We start from the raw sequence: 17,568 nt of genomic DNA, 5'->3' as shown, positions 1-17,568 counted from the left end.
AGCGAATAGACAGCGGGCTTCGGCGCGGACAAGCCCCATTCCGGACATGCATCGCACATCGACATTCACTGCCGCCAGGAGAGTGGGATAATGCAACGATCGAAGAACTTGACCTTGTGGGCCGGCGCGGCGCTCATGCTGGCGGCAGTCGCGCCGTTCGGTGCGAGCGTCGCGGCTGATGCAAGCCATCTGACATTCGCCACGCATGCTGCGTTCTTCTCGGCAGAGACGAAGCAGCCCAAGCCGCTCGATCCTCATGCCTTCGTCGCCGATGCCGCGGCGCCGGCCGCTGTCGGACCGCAGAACATTTCGCATGTTGCTGGTTTTCGGCCGGCCTTCATCGATCAGGATCCGAAGACCGCCGCGGTCTCCAATGCGAAGGGGGAACCGATCGGATTCACGCTCGGTGACTGGCTTGCGGCGAGCGGCACCGTGATCCTCACGCCGGTGGCCGGAGGCAAGGTCGAGATTTCACTCAGCTTCGACCATCTGAAGCCGGGCGGCCATTACAGCCTGTTCGAGAACCACTTCGATCAGAAGCCCATCGGCTTCACCCCGCTCGACGGGACCGCGAAGACCAGCGACTTCGTCGCCGCCGCCGATGGCACTGCGAAACTGACGATCGCCGCCCCGCAGCCGCTGACGCACGACAACGCGGTGCTGCTGGTCTATCACAGCGACGGGACGGCGCATGGCGCGCAACGTGGCGAGATCGGCATCGCCGCCCATCATCAGTTGATTGCCAGGATTCCGGAATAGCAGGCGGGATACGGGCACCTCGTCGCAAATTCGTCGAGGTTAGTCCGAGATGTTATCTGCGAGCGTCAGCGCCGCTGGCGCTCGCCCGTAGGGCGCCTCAGTCGCGATGGCGCTTAGACCGGAGGCGGAGGGCAAGGCTGATGCCGCTGATTTCGCCTGCGCCAAACGACGAAGTTCGCAAGCAACTTCAAGGTGGGCGCTCAGTCCGGTCCTGCGGCGAGAAAGATTTTGATTGCTGTTTTTCAGAAATCGTGCTTATCTCTTTGCATCCCGCCTCGTGCAGAGGGACGTACGCGTCGTCACGATACGTGGAGGTGGGCTGCGGTGGACGCGACGCCTGTGCCCGACGAGCGCAGGCCGGCGCGGACGGCGAAGTCGTGTGGTCCTGGCCTCTCGACGCTGAGGTCTGCGCAACGCGCTGAAGGCGCGTTGTCGCAAATGGGGGCAAGAAAGCCCGATCCCCAGGGAGAGCACGAAGGACACCGTTAAAACCATGCGCGCGGGGAAGGCCGGGAGGTCTCGGCCGAACCTGTGGTGACTGCCGCCTGCTTTTCTTTCTGCAGGCGGGCCATGGGGGCGGCGAGCTCCCGGCCTTCCCCGCTCCCTCTCGATTTTCGAAAGGGACATGACCGCCGCATCGCCCGGGCATGACGTGCTGCGGGGTGCAAACGGCTGTTTTCACCTCGGCTGCTTCGACATGGATGGTGGACATCCATGGTCAGCATTTGGACACGTCAGCTTTGCCGCGATCGCAAGATACATGTATTCAGCAGCCGAAAACGAACGAGGAAACGTCGCCATGACCCAGACCGCCGCCGAGATCGAAGACATCAGGCAGATCCGCGAATTGCTGCAGAACTGGGCGATCTGGCGCGATGCCGGCGATTGGGAGCGCTTCCGCACGGTCTGGCATCCCGACGGGCGCATGATGGCGACCTGGACGCAAGGCACCGGCGATGAGTTCATCGAGATCAGCAAGCAGGCCTGGGCCAAGGGCGTCAACATCCTGCATTTCCTGGGCGGCATCTCGGTCGATCTTTCAGGTCCCCGTGCGATCAGCCAGACCAAGATGACGATCTCGCAGCGCGCCGAGGTCGAGGGCGTGTTGTGCGACGTGCTCTGCACCGGGCGCTTTTATGATTTTATCGAGAAGCGCGATGGCAAATGGGGCATCGTGCTGCGCCAGCCGATCTACGAGAAGGACCGCATGGACCCGGTGACACCGGGCGCCGTGCCGGCGCTCGATCGCGCGCTGCTCGAGCAGTTTCCGGTCGGCTACCGCCATCTCGCCTATCTGCAGACCCGGATCGGTTACGCGGTGAAGCGGGATATGCCGGGACTGAAGGGGCCCGAGGTCGAGGCGCTCTACGCGCGTGGCGCCGCTTGGCTCAGAGGCGAGGGGCTCTGAGCCGAAAGCTGTCACGTTGCGGTTTCTTATTACCGTTTTTCGTCGCGACTAGGCCGTACATGTATACATGACGCCCGTTGGTAACGCCTGATTTGCCAGGTCTTGCCTTCAATTGTGGAGTTATTGTATACATACGGCATCCAATAAGGACGACGCGAGGAAATCCCCATGGCCGCCTCCTTTCCCATGAATGCCTGGTACGCTGCCGCCTGGGACGCCGAGGTGAAGCCGGCGCTGCTGCCGCGCACGATCTGCGGCAAACACGTCGTGATGTACCGCAAGGCCGACGGCACGGTGACCGCGTTGGAGGATGCCTGCTGGCACCGCCTGGTGCCGCTGTCCAAGGGCCGGCTCGAAGGCGACACCGTCGTCTGCGGCTATCACGGCCTGAAGTTCAACCCGCAGGGCCGCTGCACCTTCATGCCCTCGCAGGAAACCATCAACCCATCGGCCTGCGTGCGCGCCTATCCGGCTGTCGAGCGGCACCGCTTCATCTGGCTGTGGATGGGCGATCCTGCCTTGGCCGATCCCGCCACCATCCCGGACATGCACTGGAATCATGATCCGGCCTGGGCGGGCGACGGCAAGACCATCCATGTCAAATGCGACTATCGTCTCGTGGTCGACAATCTGATGGACCTCACGCACGAGACCTTCGTGCACGGCTCTTCGATCGGCAATGATGCCGTGGCCGAGGCGCCGTTTGACGTCACCCATGGCGAGCGCACCGCGACCGTGACCCGCTGGATGCGCGGCATCGAGCCGCCGCCGTTCTGGGCCAAGCAGCTCGGCAAGCCGGGCCTTGTCGACCGCTGGCAGATCATCCGCTTCGAGGCGCCGTGCACGGTGGCCATCGATGTCGGCGTCGCGCCGACCGGCACCGGCGCGCCGGAGGGGGACCGCTCGCAGGGCGTCAACGGCATGGTGCTCAACACCATCACGCCGGAGACCGAACGCAGCTGTCATTATTTTTGGGCGTTCGTCCGCAACTACCGCCTCTCCGAGCAGCGGCTGACCACCGAGATCCGCGAGGGCGTCTCCGGCATCTTCCGCGAGGACGAAGTGATCCTGGAGGCACAGCAGCGCGCGATGGATGAGAATCCCGGCCGGGTGTTCTACAATCTCAACATCGATGCGGGAGCGATGTGGTCGCGGCGGATCATCGACCGCCTGATCGCGCGCGAAACGCCGTTGAGGGAAGCTGCGGAGTAATCACCATGACCGAGCGTGACGCCGACCGTTCCGTTTCACAGACCGTGCGGGCGCAGCTCGCCTTGCGTGATCTGATCCTTTCCGGATCGTTGCGGCCCGGTGAGCGCATCAGCGAACTGCAGGCGGTGGAGGCGACCGGTGCATCACGGACGCCGGTGCGCATGGCATTGGTGCGGCTGGAGGAGGAGGGGCTGCTGGAGGCGATCCCCTCCGGCGGGTTCATGGTGAAATCCTTCTCCGAGCGCGACATCCTCGATTCCATCGAGCTGCGCGGCACCCTCGAAGGACTGGCGGCGCGGCTCGCGGCCGAGCGCGGCGTCTCCGTGCGCGATCTCGTGCCTTTGCGCGAGTGCCTGGCGCAGATCGATGAGCTGGTGGCGCAGGACCCGATCTCGATCGAGTCGTTTTCATCCTATGTGGCCCTGAACGCGCGCTTCCACGCGCTGCTCGCCGAGCTCTCGCGCAGCCCGCCGGTGATCCGCCAGGTCGATCGCGCCTGCGCCCTGCCTTTCGCCTCGCCGAGTGGCTTCGTGATGGCGCAATCGGCGCTGCCGGAGGCGCATTTGATCCTCCTGCTGGCGCAGGATCACCATCGCATCGTGCTCGATGCAATCGAGAACCGCGAGGGTGCGCGGGCTGAAGGCATCATGCGCGAGCACGCCCGGCTCGCCGCCCGCAATCTGCGGGCCGCGCTGAAGACGCGCAGCCATTTCGATCTGGTCCCGGCCTCGGTGCTGATCAAGGCGCCGAACGCGAGCTGACAGGAGCCAAGCATGCGGTTTGAAGACAATTGGGAGTCCGCCACGCTGGTCGCGATCCGCGACCTGACACCGGGCATCCGCGAATTCACCCTGCGGCCAGATCGTTACGCCTGCGCGCCCTATCCGCTCGGCAGCCACATCAAGACCGGCGTTCTCGTCGAGGGCCAGCCGGATGTGCGCTCCTATTCGCTGGTCGGCGAAGCCGATCCGGCCGGCTATCGTATCGCGGTCCGGCTCGCCGAGGATTCGCGCGGCGGCTCGCGTTATCTGTGGTCGCTGAAGCCGGGCGCCCGGCTGCAGGTGACGAGTCCGACCTCATTGCTGCAGGTCGACTGGCAGCGTCAGCACTATTGTCTGGTTGCCGGCGGCATCGGCATCACGCCGCTGGTCGGCGTCGCGCAGGCGCTCTTGCGCAAGACGCCGAACGTCTCGCTGCATTATGCGGTGCGGTCGCGCGAGGACGCGGCCTATGCCGAGGAGCTATCCGACGTGCTCGGCGAGCGCGTCGTGCTTTATCCTGCAAATGAAGGCAGGCGGCTCGATCTCGCACAGCTGTTTGCCTCGCTTCCATCCGATGCCGCGGTGCTGTTTTGCGGTCCGATGCGTATGCTGGAGACGGCACGCAGCGCCTGGGCGGCGAGCGGCCGGGCATCGACCGATCTCAGCTACGAGACCTTCGGCTCCTCGGGCCGGTTTGCGGCCGAGCCGTTCCGCGTCCGCCTGAGCGGCAGCGGCGAGGAGATCGATGTGCCGCGTGACCGCTCGATGCTGGACGTCCTGAACGCGGCTGGTCACGAGATCATGGCCGATTGCCGGCGCGGCGAGTGCGGCGTCTGTGCGGTCGACGTGGTCGCGGTCGACGGCGAGCTCGATCATCGCGACGTGTTCTTCAGCGAGCATCAGAAGCAGGAGAGCCGCAAGCTGTGCGCCTGCGTCTCGCGCGCCCATGGTGTGGTCACGATCGATACGCTGGAGCGCGCCGACGCGATCTGAGGCTGATCGGTGTCAGGTCACCGAGTTCACCCACAACACCACCGCCTTGGCCCGCTTGGCGGGATTGCTGAACCGGTGCGGGCGGCGGCTCGCGAAGCGAAAGCTGTCGCCGCTCCTCAGCGTCCAGGTCTCGTCATCGACGGTCAGCGTCATCTCGCCTTCGAGCACGAGCCCGGCCTCTTCGCCGTCATGGGTGTACAGCTCATCGCCGGTCGAGCCGCCGGGCTCCATGTGCACCAGAAACAAATTGAGCTTGCCGTCGGTGCCGGTCGGGTGCAGCAGCTGCTTTGAAATGCCGCTGCGCCAGAGTTTCAGCTCCGCGCGTTCGGTGGCGCGCGTGACGATCCCGGCCGACGCCTCCGCGCCGCCGGTGCCATCGCCGAACAGCGCGGCGATCCCGACGCCGAGCACATCGGCCAGCGTCGCCAGTACCCGTAATGACGGCGAGGACAGGCCGCGCTCGACCTGGCTGAGGAAGCCGACCGAGAGCGCGCTGCGGCTTGCGACTGCCTCCAGCGACAAATTGGCGCCGTGCCGCAGCTCGCGCAGCCGCTGCCCGACTGCCACGTCCATTGCCGGCTCGGCCTGCTTTGCTTTCGCTCTGGATGCCTGTTTGCCCATTCCCGCGTCGTTACCCGGTTCTTTCAGCCTTTTTCATTTGCATGAAAACCGCTTGCCAAGTCCAGCACAAGATGATCAAATTTTCATATAGGTGAAAATGGCCCTGACGATATGCACGCCCTTTCCGAGCGCGCCATCGCAATAGACCCGGGCCAGGAGGAGGCGGAGCCATGCTCGTCAAGCGTTTCACGCAGTTGGTACTGGGAACGTTGCTTCTCGCCAGCCCTGCAACAAGCATTCCGGCTGCGGCGGAGCAGGTGCTCAAGGTCGGCAGCACGCCGACCGGCATTCCCTTCACCTTTCTCGACACCAAGACCAACTCGATCCAGGGCGTGATGGTCGATCTGATCACCGAGGTCGGCAAGGATGCGGGTTTTTCCGTACAGATCGAGCCGATGCAGTTCTCGGCGCTGATCGCTTCGCTCACCTCGAACAAAATCGACATCATCGCGGCTGCGATGTTCATCACCCCGGCCCGCAAGGAGGTGATCGACTTTTCCGACCCGATCTACACTTATGGCGAGGGTTTGGTGGTGCCGAAGAACGACACCAAGGATTACATCGGCCAGGATGATTTCAAGGGCCAGGCGGTCGGCGCGCAGGTCGGCACCGCCTTCGTCGATGCGTTGAAGAAGTCGGGACAGTTCAGCGAGGTGAAGGCCTACGATACGATCCCGGATATTCTGCGCGACGTGAATGCGGGACGGCTGAAGGCCGGCTTCGCCGATTATCCGATCCTCGCCTACAATCTGAAGCAGGGCGCGTTCTCCGATGTTCGCATCGTCGAGAGCTACAAGCCAACGATCATCGGCTCGGTGGGCATCGGGATGCGCAAGGGCGATTCTGAGCTGCTGGGCAGGATCAACACCTCGCTCGCGAAGCTGAAAGCCAACGGCACGATCGCGAAGATCCTCGACAAATGGGGCCTGAAGGCGCAGGCGCTCTGATGGAGAAGTTTGCGCGCGACGCTGCCGAGTTCCTGCCGATCCTGATGCACGGCGTCGCGCTGACGGTCATCGTCACGCTGGGGTCGTTGCTTCTATCGACGCTTCTCGGCCTAGTCTGGGCCATGATGCGGGTCTCGGGCGTCAGCGCATTGGCCTGGCTGAGTGCCGCCTTCATCAACGTGATCCGCGGCATTCCGATCATTGTGCTCCTGTTCTACCTCTATTTCGTGATGCCAGATCTCGGCGTGTCTTTGACGGCCCTGCAGGCCGCTATCATCGGGCTGGGCGTCGCTTATTCGGCCTATCAGGCTGAGAATTTCCGCGCCGGCATCGCTGCGGTCGACAAGGGACAGATCGAGGCGGCGCAGGCGATCGGCATGGGCTGGTGGCTCACCATGCGCCGGGTGATATTGCCGCAGGCGGTGCGCATCGTGCTGCCGCCCTACGGCAACGTCATGATCATGATGCTGAAGGATTCCTCGCAGGCCTCGACCATCACGGTTGCCGAGCTCGCGTTGCAAGGCAAGCTGATCGCGTCCTCGACCTTCAAGAATACCAGCGTGTTCACGCTGGTGGCGTTGATGTATCTGACCATGAGCATTCCGCTGATCCTTCTGGTGCGTCACTTCGAAAAGCGGGCGAGCCACCGATGATCGAGCTCACGGAGGTTCACAAGCGTTTCGGGCGCAACGAGGTGTTGAAGGGGATCTCGATCGCGGTCGAAAAGGGCGAGGTGGTCTGCATCATCGGCCCGTCGGGCTCGGGCAAATCGACCATTCTCCGCTGCATCAACGGTCTGGAGAGCTATGACCGCGGCGACATTCGCGTCGAAGGCTTGCGGGTCGACCGCGCCGCCGCCTCCATCATTGCCGTCCGGACCCAGGTTTCGATGGTGTTTCAACGCTTCAACCTGTTCCCGCATCGCACGGCGCTGGAGAACGTGATCGAAGGGCCGGTGTTCGTGAAGAAAGAGCCGCGCGCGCAAGCCATCGAGCGTGGTCGTACGCTGCTGGCGCAGGTCGGGTTGGTGGACAAGGCCGACGCGCATCCGCCGCAGCTTTCCGGTGGCCAGCAGCAGCGCGTTGCGATCGCCCGCGCGCTCGCGATGCAGCCGAAGGCGATCCTGTTCGACGAGCCGACCTCAGCGCTGGATCCGGAACTCGTCGGCGAGGTGCTGTCGGTGATGCGCAAGCTCGCCGATGACGGCATGACCATGGTCGTCGTGACCCATGAGATGGGCTTTGCCCGCGAGGTCGCCGACCGCGTCTTGTTCATCGACGGTGGTGTCATCGTGGAGCAGGGGGCGGCGAGGAGCCTGCTCAACCAGCCGCAGCATCCGCGCACACAGGATTTTCTGCGTCGCGTGCTGCATCCTTTGTAAGAGATCCCTCGATGGCCACACCCGTGCGGCTTCCTCTGCCCCCGAGCCTTTATGCCGACACCGCGGTCCCGCCGGTGGCCTCACCGCCGCTTGAAGCAGACAAACACGTCCCGGTCGCGATCATCGGCGGCGGCTTCACCGGGCTCTCGACCGCGCTGCATCTGGCCGAGCAGGGCATCGAGGCCACCGTGCTGGAAGCCCAGGAGCCCGGCTGGGGCGCGTCCGGCAACAATGGTGGGCAGATCAATCCAGGCCTGAAGCACGACCCCGACAAGATCGAAGCCGATTTCGGGCCTGAGTTGGGGCGGCGCATGGTCGATTTCGCCTATGGCACCACCAATTTCACCCTGGATCTGATCCGACGCTATCAGATCCCCTGCGAGGCGCGCCAGAACGGCACTCTGCGCGCCGCTTACAACGAGGCGGCCGCGGTCGGCATCCGGACCACCGCCGAGCAGTGCATCGGCCGCGGGATGCCGGTGAAGCTTCTGAACCGCGATGAGGTGCGCGCGATGACCGGCACGGATCGCTATCTCTGCGCGATGTTGGATGTGCGCGGTGGCGACCTGCATCCGTTGAGCTATGCGCGTGGGCTCGCGCGCGCCGCGATCTCGGCGGGAGCTTCCGTCCATGGCGAGACGCGGGCGCTGTCACTCTCCCGCGACGGCGGCCGTTGGCGTATCACCACGCCGCGCGCGACCGTGCATGCAGACAAGGTGCTGCTTGCGACCAACGGCTTCACCGACGATCTCTGGCCAGGCCTGGGCCGCACCATCGTGCCGGTGTTCTCCTCGATCGCAGCGACCGAGCCGCTGCCCGACGAGATCGCGCGCGCGATCATGCCCACGCGCTCGGTGCTTTACGAGAGCGGCCACATCACCGTCTATTACAGGATGGACCAGCGTCACCGTCTGCTGATGGGCGGCCGCGGTCCGATGCGCTGGATCAAGAGTCCAACCGATATCTCCTACCTGATCCACTATGCGGAGCGGCTGTGGCCGCAGCTGAAGAGCGTCGTCTGGACTCATGGCTGGAACAGTCGGCTCGCGATCACGGCCGACCACTATCCGCACGTGCATGAGCCGGCCGACAATCTCCTGGTCTCGCTGGGATGCAATGGCCGCGGCGTCGCCTTGTCGACTGCGATGGGCGCGCAGCTCGCGCGACGGCTGATCGGTGGCGCCAAGGCCGACATCGACATGCCGATCACGGGCATCAAGCCGATGCCGTTTCACGCGTTGTGGCCGGTTGCGGTGACTGCAGCCGTGCTGGCGGGCCGGCTGCGAGATCGACTCGGCGTGTGAACGACTGACGTCGGCGCCGGGCAGCCAGCCTCGCTCTAACCCACGCTGGCGCGCAGCGTTGCGGCCAGGGTCTTCAGCGAGGCGCGAGCCCATGCATCGGCGATCTTCGCATGCATGACGACGTCACGCGCCGGCAACACCGGCAGGCCAAGTTGTGCGCCCACCTCGATTGTGCCGCGCGGAGCCACCCGCCGGCCTAGTGCCGCAACCGCGAGCCCGGCCGCCACCGCGGCGCCAATGGTGCCGATGCCACCACCCACAAACACCTCGCGCCAGGGAATTCGGGCCGCCTTCAGGGCGCCGACAGCCAGGCTCCGCACGCTGCAGGGTTCGGCCTGTGTCGCCAGCGGCAGCGGCTCGCCGGATTGATGAGTGAAGTCCGGGGCGGCGAACCAACCGAATGCTTCCTTGATGATGGCCTCGCCGCCCCGTCGGCGGTTGTCGTGCCGGAACACGATCGCCGCATCGACGAGGCCCCTGTCGAACTCCGCGAGCACCTCGCGCGAGGCCGCGATGCGGATTTCAAGCACCAGGCCGGGCTCAGCGCGCTTCATTCGTCGTAGCAGCAACGGCAGATCAGCACCGACGATGTGATCGCTGATTCCGATGGTCAGGCGACGGCGTGACGCGGCCTGGAACGATTGCAGCGCGGCCTGGTGCGCCGCGATGAGCGTCCGTGCCGGCTCCAGGAACGCGTTGCCATCCGATGATAGCTGGACGTTGCGCGGTGTCCGCTCGAGCAGCCTGCGGCCAAGCTCTTGCTCGAGCCGCCTGATCTTGAGACTGACCGCCGATTGTGCGGTTTCCAGCGCCTCCGCCGCGCGCGTGAAACTTTTCAGATCGGCGGCCAAAACGAACGCCTGCACCGCTTCGATATCCAAGGCCTTCATGCCTGTACCATTTGAAATGAATATCACTGATATACCATAGCATAGCATTTTTAAATGATAGGGCAGCCGCTATCTTCGATCTGTCCAAACATTCGGGAGCCAGCCATGCCTTTCACACGCGTCTCACTTCGGTCCGGTAAGTCGACGGCCTATCGACACGCCATCCTCGAGGGCATTTACCGCGCGCAACGGATGGTCTTTGACGTGCCCGAGGATGACCGATTCATGGTGGTGAACGAGCATGATGGTCCCGACTTCTGGTACGGCGCCGATTATCTTGGCATTCACCGCAGTGACGATCTGGTCATGATCCAGATGACGGTCAGCAATACGCGCCCGCTTGCCAAGAAGAAGGCGCTCTATCGCGAGATCGTCGCACAGCTGAGCCAAGATCCCGGGCTGCGTCCGGAGGACATCTTCATCAATCTTGTCGAAGTCGTGCCGGAGAACTGGTCATTCGGTAACGGTCTCGCGCAGTATGCGTCAGAAAAGGCCTGATGATTTGGTTAGGGAGTAGCGCCTACTTGCGGCAACCTTTCATTGTCCATCGTTGGGTGCTGTCATCGTGCGACCGACGGGCTTTTGCCCGTCGGTTTGCCGGGCTGCTTGCGCGCCGAGGCGCCCTTTTGCCCCCCGGTTCAATTGTCATCGTTTCGTCACTTGCATCCCGTGACTTGCGTGGCATTCGTTGATGCACCGCAAGGTAATATCCGGCGTACGACGTAGCTTCATACCGGCTTCCGAGGCGGGCGTCGCCATGGACGCTTCGACCTTGGGGCGTCGATATGTTTCGCAGGCAATGCGGGTCGACGGGGCGCAGACCAAGCTGAAGCAGCTGTGCACTGAAGGAGAGAGCGCGGCATGATCCGCGAGAACAAGCTGTATGACGAAATGAAGGTGGGTGATACCGCCTCAATCACGCGTGTCTGTACCGCCAACGACCTCTATATCTTTGCGCACGCTTCGGGGAATTTGAACCCGCTGCATCTGCCGGAGCAGAATGGCACGACGTATTCGGATGCCGTTGCACCATCGATGTGGGTCGGCGCGCTGGTGTCGGCCGTCCTCGGCAACATCCTGCCAGGCGCCGGAACGCTCTACAAAGCTCAGAGCTTCACCTTTACCAGCCGTGTCCACATCGGAGACGAGTTGCATGTCGGCGTCACCGTGCGCGAGAAGCTGCCCGATCGTTGTATCCGATTGGATACGACCATTACTCATCGGAACGGTGATCTCGTGGCTGAAGGCGTTGCCGAAGTGCTGGCGCCAGCCCGAAAAATTTGCTGGGACGACAGTTCCGTGCCTGAGTGCCCGATCCAGCGGCATCGGCATTTTGATCGTCTGCTGAAGGCCTGCGAAGGGCTGCCGCCGCTTGTCACGGCTGTCGTCGTGCCTGAAGACAAGAGCTCGCTCGGGGGCGCGATGCTGGCGGCCGAGCATGGCCTGATCCGTCCCATTCTGGTCGGGGCGGCAGCCATCATCTCTGAGGTCGCCAAGGAGATCGGCGTCGACCTGACCGGTGTGGAAATCATCGACGTGAGGGGCGATGATGCGGCCGCGGCCGCGGCCGTGGCGCTGGTGCGGGCCGGGAAGGTAGATGCGCTGATGAAGGGGCACCTGCATACAGATGCGCTTCTGCATCACGTGGTCAAGCACGACGGCGGCTTGCGTACCAGCCGACGCCTCAGCCACGCCTTCGTGATGGACGTGCCGGGGCTCGATCACGTGCTGATCGTCTCGGACGCGGCCATCAATATCACGCCGGATCTGGCGGCCAAGGTCGACATCACCCAGAACGCGATCGACATGGCGCTCGCGCTCGGCATCGACAAGCCGAAGGTCGGGGTGCTCTCCGCGATTGAGACCGTCAACCCGCAAATTCCATCGACACTCGACGCCGCCGCGCTCGCGAAGATGGCGGATCGCGGTCAGATTCGCGGCGCGGTGGTCGATGGGCCGCTCGCGATGGACAACGCCATAGATGTCACCGCTGCCCAGACGAAGGGGATATCTTCGCTCGTTGCCGGCCACGCCGATATTTTGATCGTGCCGAACCTGGAAGCCGGGAACATGCTCGCCAAGGAACTCGTTTTCGTCGCTCAGGCGGAAGCCGCCGGGCTGGCGCTCGGTGCGACCGTTCCGATCATCTTGACCAGTCGCGCCGACGGCGAGAAGGCGCGGCTCGCGTCCTGCGCCATCGCGGCGCTGTATAAAGCGTGGAAGGATGGCGGTCAGGCGCGGGTTCACATCGATGAGGCGGCTCAATAGTGCAGCACATCCTCACTCTGAATTCAGGTTCGTCCTCGATCAAATTCGCGCTGTTCGAGACGGATGCCGAAATCGCCCAGCGCCTTGAAGGCCAGATCGACGGCCTTGGCACTGCGGTTCCTTATTTGAAGGCGAAGCAGGGCGCTGAGACGGTCGCAGACCAGCAGGTCGATGCAGCCAAGGCGGCCGACCATGAAGCTGCGCTTGACCTCATATTGTCGCTTCTGGGCAAGGTGATCGGTAAGACCGCGATCGAGGCGGTCGGACATCGCGTCGTGCACGGCGGGATCGAGTTCTCCGAATCCATCGTGCTCGACGTCGCCAACATCGAGAAGCTGGCAAAACTCATCCCGCTGGCGCCGCTGCACCAGCCGCACAATCTGTCCGGAGTCCAAGCCGCCCACAAGGCGTTTCCCGACGCACTTCAGGTGGCCTGCTTCGATACCGCCTTCCATCGCTCGCATCCGTGGGTCAACGACGTCTATGCTCTGCCGCGTGAGTTCTATGACGAGGGCATCCGACGCTACGGCTTTCACGGCCTGTCCTACGAATTCATCGTCGAGCGAATGAAAGAGATCGCGCCGCTCTATGAGCAGGGGCGGGTGGTCGTCATGCATCTCGGGAACGGTGCTTCGATGTGTGCCATTCGCGATGGCCAGAGCGTCGGCTCGACCATGGGATTCACCGCGCTGGACGGATTGCCGATGGGCACCCGTTGCGGCCAGCTCGACCCTGGCGTCGTGCTCTATCTGCTGCAGGAAAAGGGAATGACGGCCGAGCAGATCACAGACCTGCTCTACAAGCATTCGGGGCTGAAAGGCCTGTCTGGTCTTTCGCAGGACATGCGCGAATTGGAGGCGGCCGGCAGCCGCGAGGCGGCGGAGGCGATCGACTATTTCGTCTTTCGCATCCGGCGCGAGCTCGGTTCGATGGCGGCGATCCTCTCGGGCCTTGATGCCGTCGTGTTCTGCGGCGGCATCGGCGAGCATGCCTGGCGTATTCGCGAGCGCCTGTGTCAGGGCTTCGAATGGCTCGGTATCGAACTCGACGATATCAGGAACCGGGCCGGCGAGTCCGTGATCTCGTCGGATCGCTCGCGCGCCCGCGTCTTCGTCATCAACACCAATGAGGAGATGATGATTGCGCGCCATACCGCGCGACTGTTGGCCGCAAGCCGGTAGCCCGAGCCCATCGCAGAGGACGGCTGTCCGAATTGCCCTTGCCTGCGCCGCCGATTTGGTATCTGCAGGACAGGATAAGAACAGGATAGCTCGGGGGAAACATGAGCAGCCATATGGCGTCGCAGCAGGCGGATTTGGAGTTCGACTACGTCGTGGTCGGTGCGGGGTCGGCCGGCTGCGTGCTAGCAAACAGGCTGAGCGCCGACGGCAAGCACAAGGTGTTGCTGTTGGAAGCAGGTCCCAAGGACACCAATATCTGGATCCATGTGCCGCTCGGCTACGGCAAGCTGTTCAAGGACAAGACGGTCAACTGGATGTACCAGACCGAGCCCGAGCCTGGATTGGATGGCCGCTCGGTATTCCAGCCGCGCGGCAAGGTGCTCGGCGGCTCCAGTTCGATCAACGGACTGCTCTACGTTCGCGGCCAGCATGAGGATTACAATCGGTGGCGTCAGCGGGGCAATGTCGGCTGGGGCTATGACGACGTGCTGCCTTATTTCAAGCGGGCGGAAAATCAGCAGCGCGGCGCCGACGATTACCACGCGGTCAGCGGACCGCTTCCGGTGTCGGATTGGCGGCACGACGACCCGCTCTCGGAGGCCTTCGTGAAGGCGGCTGTCGAGGCCGGCCTTCCCTACAACCCCGATTTCAACGGCGCGACCCAGGAGGGCGCAGGCTTCTTCCAGACCACGACGCTCCGCGGCCGGCGTGCCAGCAGCGCCTTCTGCTATCTGCGTCCGGCGAAGCGTCGGGCCAACCTGCACATCGAGACCGATGCGCTGGCGCAGCGCATCGTTTTCGAAGGCCGCCGTGCCCGTGCGGTCGAATTCCGCCAGCATGGGCGTGTGCGCACCGCGCGCGCCCGCAGGGAAATCCTGGTTGCCAGCGGTGCCTACAATTCGCCGCAGCTCCTGCAACTGTCCGGCGTCGGTCCGGCCGAGCTCCTGAAGCGCCATGGCATCGATATCGTGCTCGACGCGCCCGGCGTCGGCAACGATCTGCAGGACCATATGCAGGTGCGGATCGTCATGCGCTGCAGTCAGCGGATCACGCTGAACGATATCGTCCACCATCCGCTACGCCGGGTGCTGGCCGGCGCTCACTATGTCGCGTTCCGAAAAGGACCGCTGACGATCGCGGCCGGCACCGCAGGTGCCTTCTTCAAGACCGATCCGCGGCTCGCGAGCCCCGACATCCAGATCCATTTCATCCCGTTTTCGACGGATAAAATGGGTGAACAGCTGCATACCTATTCGGGCTTCACCGCCTCCGTCTGCCAGTTGCGGCCCGAAAGCCGCGGCTCGCTCAAGATCAGGAGCGCCGATCCGGCCGCGCCGCCGGAGATCCGCATCAATTATCTGGCCAGCGAAACCGATCGGCGGGCCAATGTCGACGGCCTCCGCATCCTGCGGAAGATCCTGGCCGCGCCGGCGCTGCAGCCCTATGTGACCGATGAGGCCTATCCGGGATCGAAAGTGATTGCCGACGAGGACATCCTGGCCTATTGCCGGCAGACCGGGAGCACGATCTATCATCCGACCTCGACATGCCGGATGGGGAATGATGCGCTGGCCGTGGTCGATGAGCGCTTGCGGGTGCGCGGCATCGAAGGTCTGCGCGTCGTCGACGCTTCGATCATGCCCGATCTGGTCTCGGGTAATACCAACGCGCCGGTGATCATGATTGCGGAAAAGGCCTCCGACATGATCTTGCGGGATGCGCACTGAGCAGGAAGTAGAGTTGTGACTCGTTTTCGGATCGGCACACGCAAGAGCACCATGGCCTTGGCCCAGACCGAGGAGATCGCGCGCCGGCTGAGCGCCGCGATCCCCTCGCTCGACATCGAGATCGTCAGGTTCGAGACGACGGGGGATACCGACCAGACCAGCAAGCTGTTGACCCATGGCGGCAAAGGTGGCGCCTTCGTGGCCGAAATCCGCCGGGCGATGCTTACCGGTGAGTTGCATGCGGCCATGCATTCGCTGAAAGATATGCCAGGCAATGAGGAAACGCCGGCACTGGTGGTCGCCGCGCTGCTTTCGCGGGACCCGCCCGGCGACGTACTGGTGCTGCGGCGGGGGCTGTCGCTGGACGATTTCCGCCGCGAGGGCGGCAGGGGCTTCAAGATCGGCACCAACGCGGTACGGCGAGCGGCCTATGCGCGGCGGCTGTTTCCAAACGCGGACGTGATCCATTTTCGCGGCGCCGCCGACACCCGCATCCGCAAGCTCGATGGTGGCGAGCTGCAGCGTTTGCCCGACGGGGGCGCCGTCGGACCGGCGGACGCACTGATCATGGCCCGGTCCGGACTCGAGCGGGTCGGCCTTGCGGATCGTGCGTCCTACGATTTTCCGATTGCCGACATGCTGCCCGCAGTGGGGCAGGGCATTGTTGCGGTTGAATGCGCGGCTTCCGATTGGGAGACGCGGCGCATTCTGTCGACTATCGACGACCCGGTTGCGCGCGCCTGCGCGGACGCCGAGCGTGAAGTCCTGTGGGTCTTGAACGGTCACTGCAATTCGCCGATCGCCGGATTTGCGACGATCGCCGGCATGCAGATGACGCTGACCGCCTCCGTGCTCGACGAAGCCGGTGACCGCTTCATCGAGGCGCAGCGCACAGGGCCGGCCGATCGTCCCCGCGAGCTTGGCCGCGCGGTCGGGCTCGAACTGCTGGCTCAGGGCGCGGCCGAGCTGATCGAGCGCAGCCGGCCGCGTTAACAGTCAGCCGCGATAGGCGCGCACGCGCGCGAGCATCTGTTCGACATGCGCGATCGGCGTTTCCGGCAGGATGCCGTGGCCGAGATTGAAGATGTGCCGTCCTTGCGCGTAGTTCGCCAGCACATCGTCGACGGCCTGATCGAGCGCTGCGCCGCCGGTGATCAGCGCCAGCGGATCGAGGTTGCCTTGCACCGCGACCTTGCTCTGGACTCGGTCGCGGATCAGGTTCGGCTCTGCTGTCCAGTCGATGCTGACGGCGTCGACGCCGGTTGTTGCCACGTAGTCCGGCAGCAGTGCGCCCGCGCCGCGCGGAAATCCGATGATTTTGGCGTGTGGCCGCGCCTTGCGCACGCCCTCGACGATGCGTCGGGTTGGTTCGATCGACCACCGCGCGAATTGGCGCGGCGAAAGCACGCCGGCCCAGGTGTCGAAGATTTGCAGCGCCTCGGCGCCGGCCTCCAATTGCTTCAGCAAATAGGCAATCGAGGCCTCGACCAGCACGTCGATGATCCTGCTGAAGGCCTCAGGATGCCGATAGGCGAGCAGGCGCGCCGGCGCCTGGTCGGGCGTGCCCTGGCCCGCAACCATGTAAGTCGCAACCGTCCATGGCGCGCCGCAGAAGCCGATCAGCGCGGTCTCCGGCGCCAGCTGGCTGCGGACGCGGCGCAGCGCTTCGAACACCGGCTCGAGCTTGGAAAAATCGGCTTCCGCCGCCAGCGTCGCGATCTTCTCCGGCGTATCCAGCGGGTCGAGGCGCGGACCTTCGCCGACTTCGAACCGCACGCTGCGGCCGAGCGCATGTGGGATGACCAGGATGTCGGAAAAGATGATTGCTGCGTCCAGCCCGAAGCGGCGGATCGGCTGCAAGGTCACTTCGGCCGCAAGCTCGGGCGAAAAGCACAGGTCGAGGAAAGCGCCGGCCTTGGCGCGAACCTCGCGGTATTCCGGCAGATAGCGGCCGGCCTGTCGCATCATCCAGATCGGCGGCACAGCCTGTCGCTGACCGGAGAGCACGGCGATAAAGGGCTTGTTCGTCTCGGTCTGGGTCAAGCTTGAGGCTCCGCAATCATCGGGAACGATTGACCGCTGTGATACATGGGGATGCGGTTCCGGCCAAGGTCAA

Annotated in this window: 17 protein-coding genes; 14 read left to right on the top strand and 3 right to left on the bottom strand. The window is 64.1% G+C overall.

Annotated elements, in window-relative coordinates:
- Nucleotides 1-90 precede the first annotated feature (90 nt).
- From QXZ85_RS03080 to QXZ85_RS03060, 5 genes are all read left to right on the top strand, one after another.
- Nucleotides 91-759 (top strand): hypothetical protein, encoded by a 669-nt coding sequence (locus QXZ85_RS03080; RefSeq protein WP_315700631.1) that lies wholly within the window; start codon nt 91-93, stop codon nt 757-759.
- A gap of 799 nt (nt 760-1,558) precedes the next feature.
- A complete protein-coding gene (locus QXZ85_RS03075; RefSeq protein WP_315700630.1) occupies nt 1,559-2,167 on the top strand; it encodes a nuclear transport factor 2 family protein in 609 nt (202 codons plus the stop codon).
- 168 nt (nt 2,168-2,335) lie between these two features.
- Nucleotides 2,336-3,379, top strand: a complete 1,044-nt coding sequence (locus QXZ85_RS03070) for an aromatic ring-hydroxylating dioxygenase subunit alpha (RefSeq protein WP_315700629.1) — start codon at nt 2,336-2,338, stop codon at nt 3,377-3,379.
- A gap of 5 nt (nt 3,380-3,384) precedes the next feature.
- The gene (locus QXZ85_RS03065) at nt 3,385-4,140 is read left to right on the top strand and encodes a GntR family transcriptional regulator (RefSeq protein WP_315700628.1); all 756 of its coding nucleotides are present in this window, start codon (nt 3,385-3,387) and stop codon (nt 4,138-4,140) included.
- Nucleotides 4,141-4,152: 12 nt separating this feature from the next.
- Complete coding sequence (locus QXZ85_RS03060; protein WP_315700627.1) at nt 4,153-5,133, top strand: PDR/VanB family oxidoreductase; 981 nt, start codon at nt 4,153-4,155, stop codon at nt 5,131-5,133.
- A 12-nt stretch (nt 5,134-5,145) separates the two neighbouring features.
- Here the strand turns inward: QXZ85_RS03060 and QXZ85_RS03055 are convergent, their stop codons facing one another.
- On the bottom strand, nt 5,146-5,754 hold the full coding sequence (locus QXZ85_RS03055; protein WP_315700626.1) for a cupin domain-containing protein: 609 nt from the start codon (nt 5,752-5,754) through the stop codon (nt 5,146-5,148).
- 170 nt (nt 5,755-5,924) lie between these two features.
- On the opposite strand from QXZ85_RS03055, the gene QXZ85_RS03050 reads away from it, so the two are divergent.
- Genes QXZ85_RS03050 through QXZ85_RS03035 form a run of 4 tightly spaced genes read left to right on the top strand, consistent with a single transcriptional unit; the run spans nt 5,925 to nt 9,386 of the window.
- A complete protein-coding gene (locus QXZ85_RS03050; protein WP_315700625.1) occupies nt 5,925-6,701 on the top strand; it encodes an ABC transporter substrate-binding protein in 777 nt (258 codons plus the stop codon).
- Nucleotides 6,701-7,354 (top strand): amino acid ABC transporter permease, encoded by a 654-nt coding sequence (locus QXZ85_RS03045; RefSeq protein ID WP_315700624.1) that lies wholly within the window; start codon nt 6,701-6,703, stop codon nt 7,352-7,354. The genes QXZ85_RS03050 and QXZ85_RS03045 overlap by 1 nt, the downstream gene beginning before the upstream one ends.
- Nucleotides 7,351-8,082, top strand: a complete 732-nt coding sequence (locus QXZ85_RS03040; protein ID WP_315767376.1) for an amino acid ABC transporter ATP-binding protein — start codon at nt 7,351-7,353, stop codon at nt 8,080-8,082. The genes QXZ85_RS03045 and QXZ85_RS03040 overlap by 4 nt, the downstream gene beginning before the upstream one ends.
- Before the next feature lie 11 nt (nt 8,083-8,093).
- A complete protein-coding gene (locus QXZ85_RS03035) occupies nt 8,094-9,386 on the top strand; it encodes an FAD-dependent oxidoreductase (protein WP_315767377.1) in 1,293 nt (430 codons plus the stop codon).
- A gap of 35 nt (nt 9,387-9,421) precedes the next feature.
- Here QXZ85_RS03035 and QXZ85_RS03030 read toward each other — a convergent pair whose 3' ends face one another.
- Nucleotides 9,422-10,276: a LysR family transcriptional regulator gene (locus tag QXZ85_RS03030; protein WP_315741740.1), complete on the bottom strand. Its 855-nt coding sequence runs from the start codon at nt 10,274-10,276 to the stop codon at nt 9,422-9,424.
- A gap of 105 nt (nt 10,277-10,381) precedes the next feature.
- Here QXZ85_RS03030 and QXZ85_RS03025 point away from each other — a divergent pair, with 105 nt between their 5' ends.
- From QXZ85_RS03025 to hemC, 5 genes are all read left to right on the top strand, one after another.
- Entirely contained in the window at nt 10,382-10,774 is a 393-nt protein-coding gene (locus QXZ85_RS03025) for a tautomerase family protein (protein ID WP_315700621.1), read from the top strand.
- A gap of 363 nt (nt 10,775-11,137) precedes the next feature.
- Nucleotides 11,138-12,544 carry a bifunctional enoyl-CoA hydratase/phosphate acetyltransferase gene (locus tag QXZ85_RS03020; RefSeq protein WP_315700620.1) on the top strand — a complete coding sequence of 469 codons (1,407 nt, stop codon included), beginning with the start codon at nt 11,138-11,140 and terminating at the stop codon, nt 12,542-12,544.
- A complete protein-coding gene (locus QXZ85_RS03015) occupies nt 12,544-13,725 on the top strand; it encodes an acetate/propionate family kinase (RefSeq protein WP_315700619.1) in 1,182 nt (393 codons plus the stop codon). The genes QXZ85_RS03020 and QXZ85_RS03015 overlap by 1 nt, the downstream gene beginning before the upstream one ends.
- 101 nt (nt 13,726-13,826) lie before the next feature.
- Entirely contained in the window at nt 13,827-15,452 is a 1,626-nt protein-coding gene (locus tag QXZ85_RS03010; protein ID WP_316173437.1) for a choline dehydrogenase, read from the top strand.
- A 15-nt stretch (nt 15,453-15,467) separates the two neighbouring features.
- Nucleotides 15,468-16,445, top strand: a complete 978-nt coding sequence (gene hemC / locus QXZ85_RS03005; RefSeq protein ID WP_316173438.1) for a hydroxymethylbilane synthase — start codon at nt 15,468-15,470, stop codon at nt 16,443-16,445.
- A gap of 3 nt (nt 16,446-16,448) precedes the next feature.
- On the opposite strand, the gene hemE is transcribed toward hemC, so the two are convergent.
- Nucleotides 16,449-17,495 carry a uroporphyrinogen decarboxylase gene (gene hemE, locus QXZ85_RS03000; protein WP_315728421.1) on the bottom strand — a complete coding sequence of 349 codons (1,047 nt, stop codon included), beginning with the start codon at nt 17,493-17,495 and terminating at the stop codon, nt 16,449-16,451.
- Between the last annotated feature and the right edge of the window lie 73 nt (nt 17,496-17,568).

Source organism: Bradyrhizobium sp. SZCCHNGR1005, from assembly GCF_032489995.1.
GTDB lineage: Bacteria > Pseudomonadota > Alphaproteobacteria > Rhizobiales > Xanthobacteraceae > Bradyrhizobium.
Note: the sequence above shows the minus strand (reverse complement) of the source record. Positions and strands in the feature narration are given on the sequence as shown.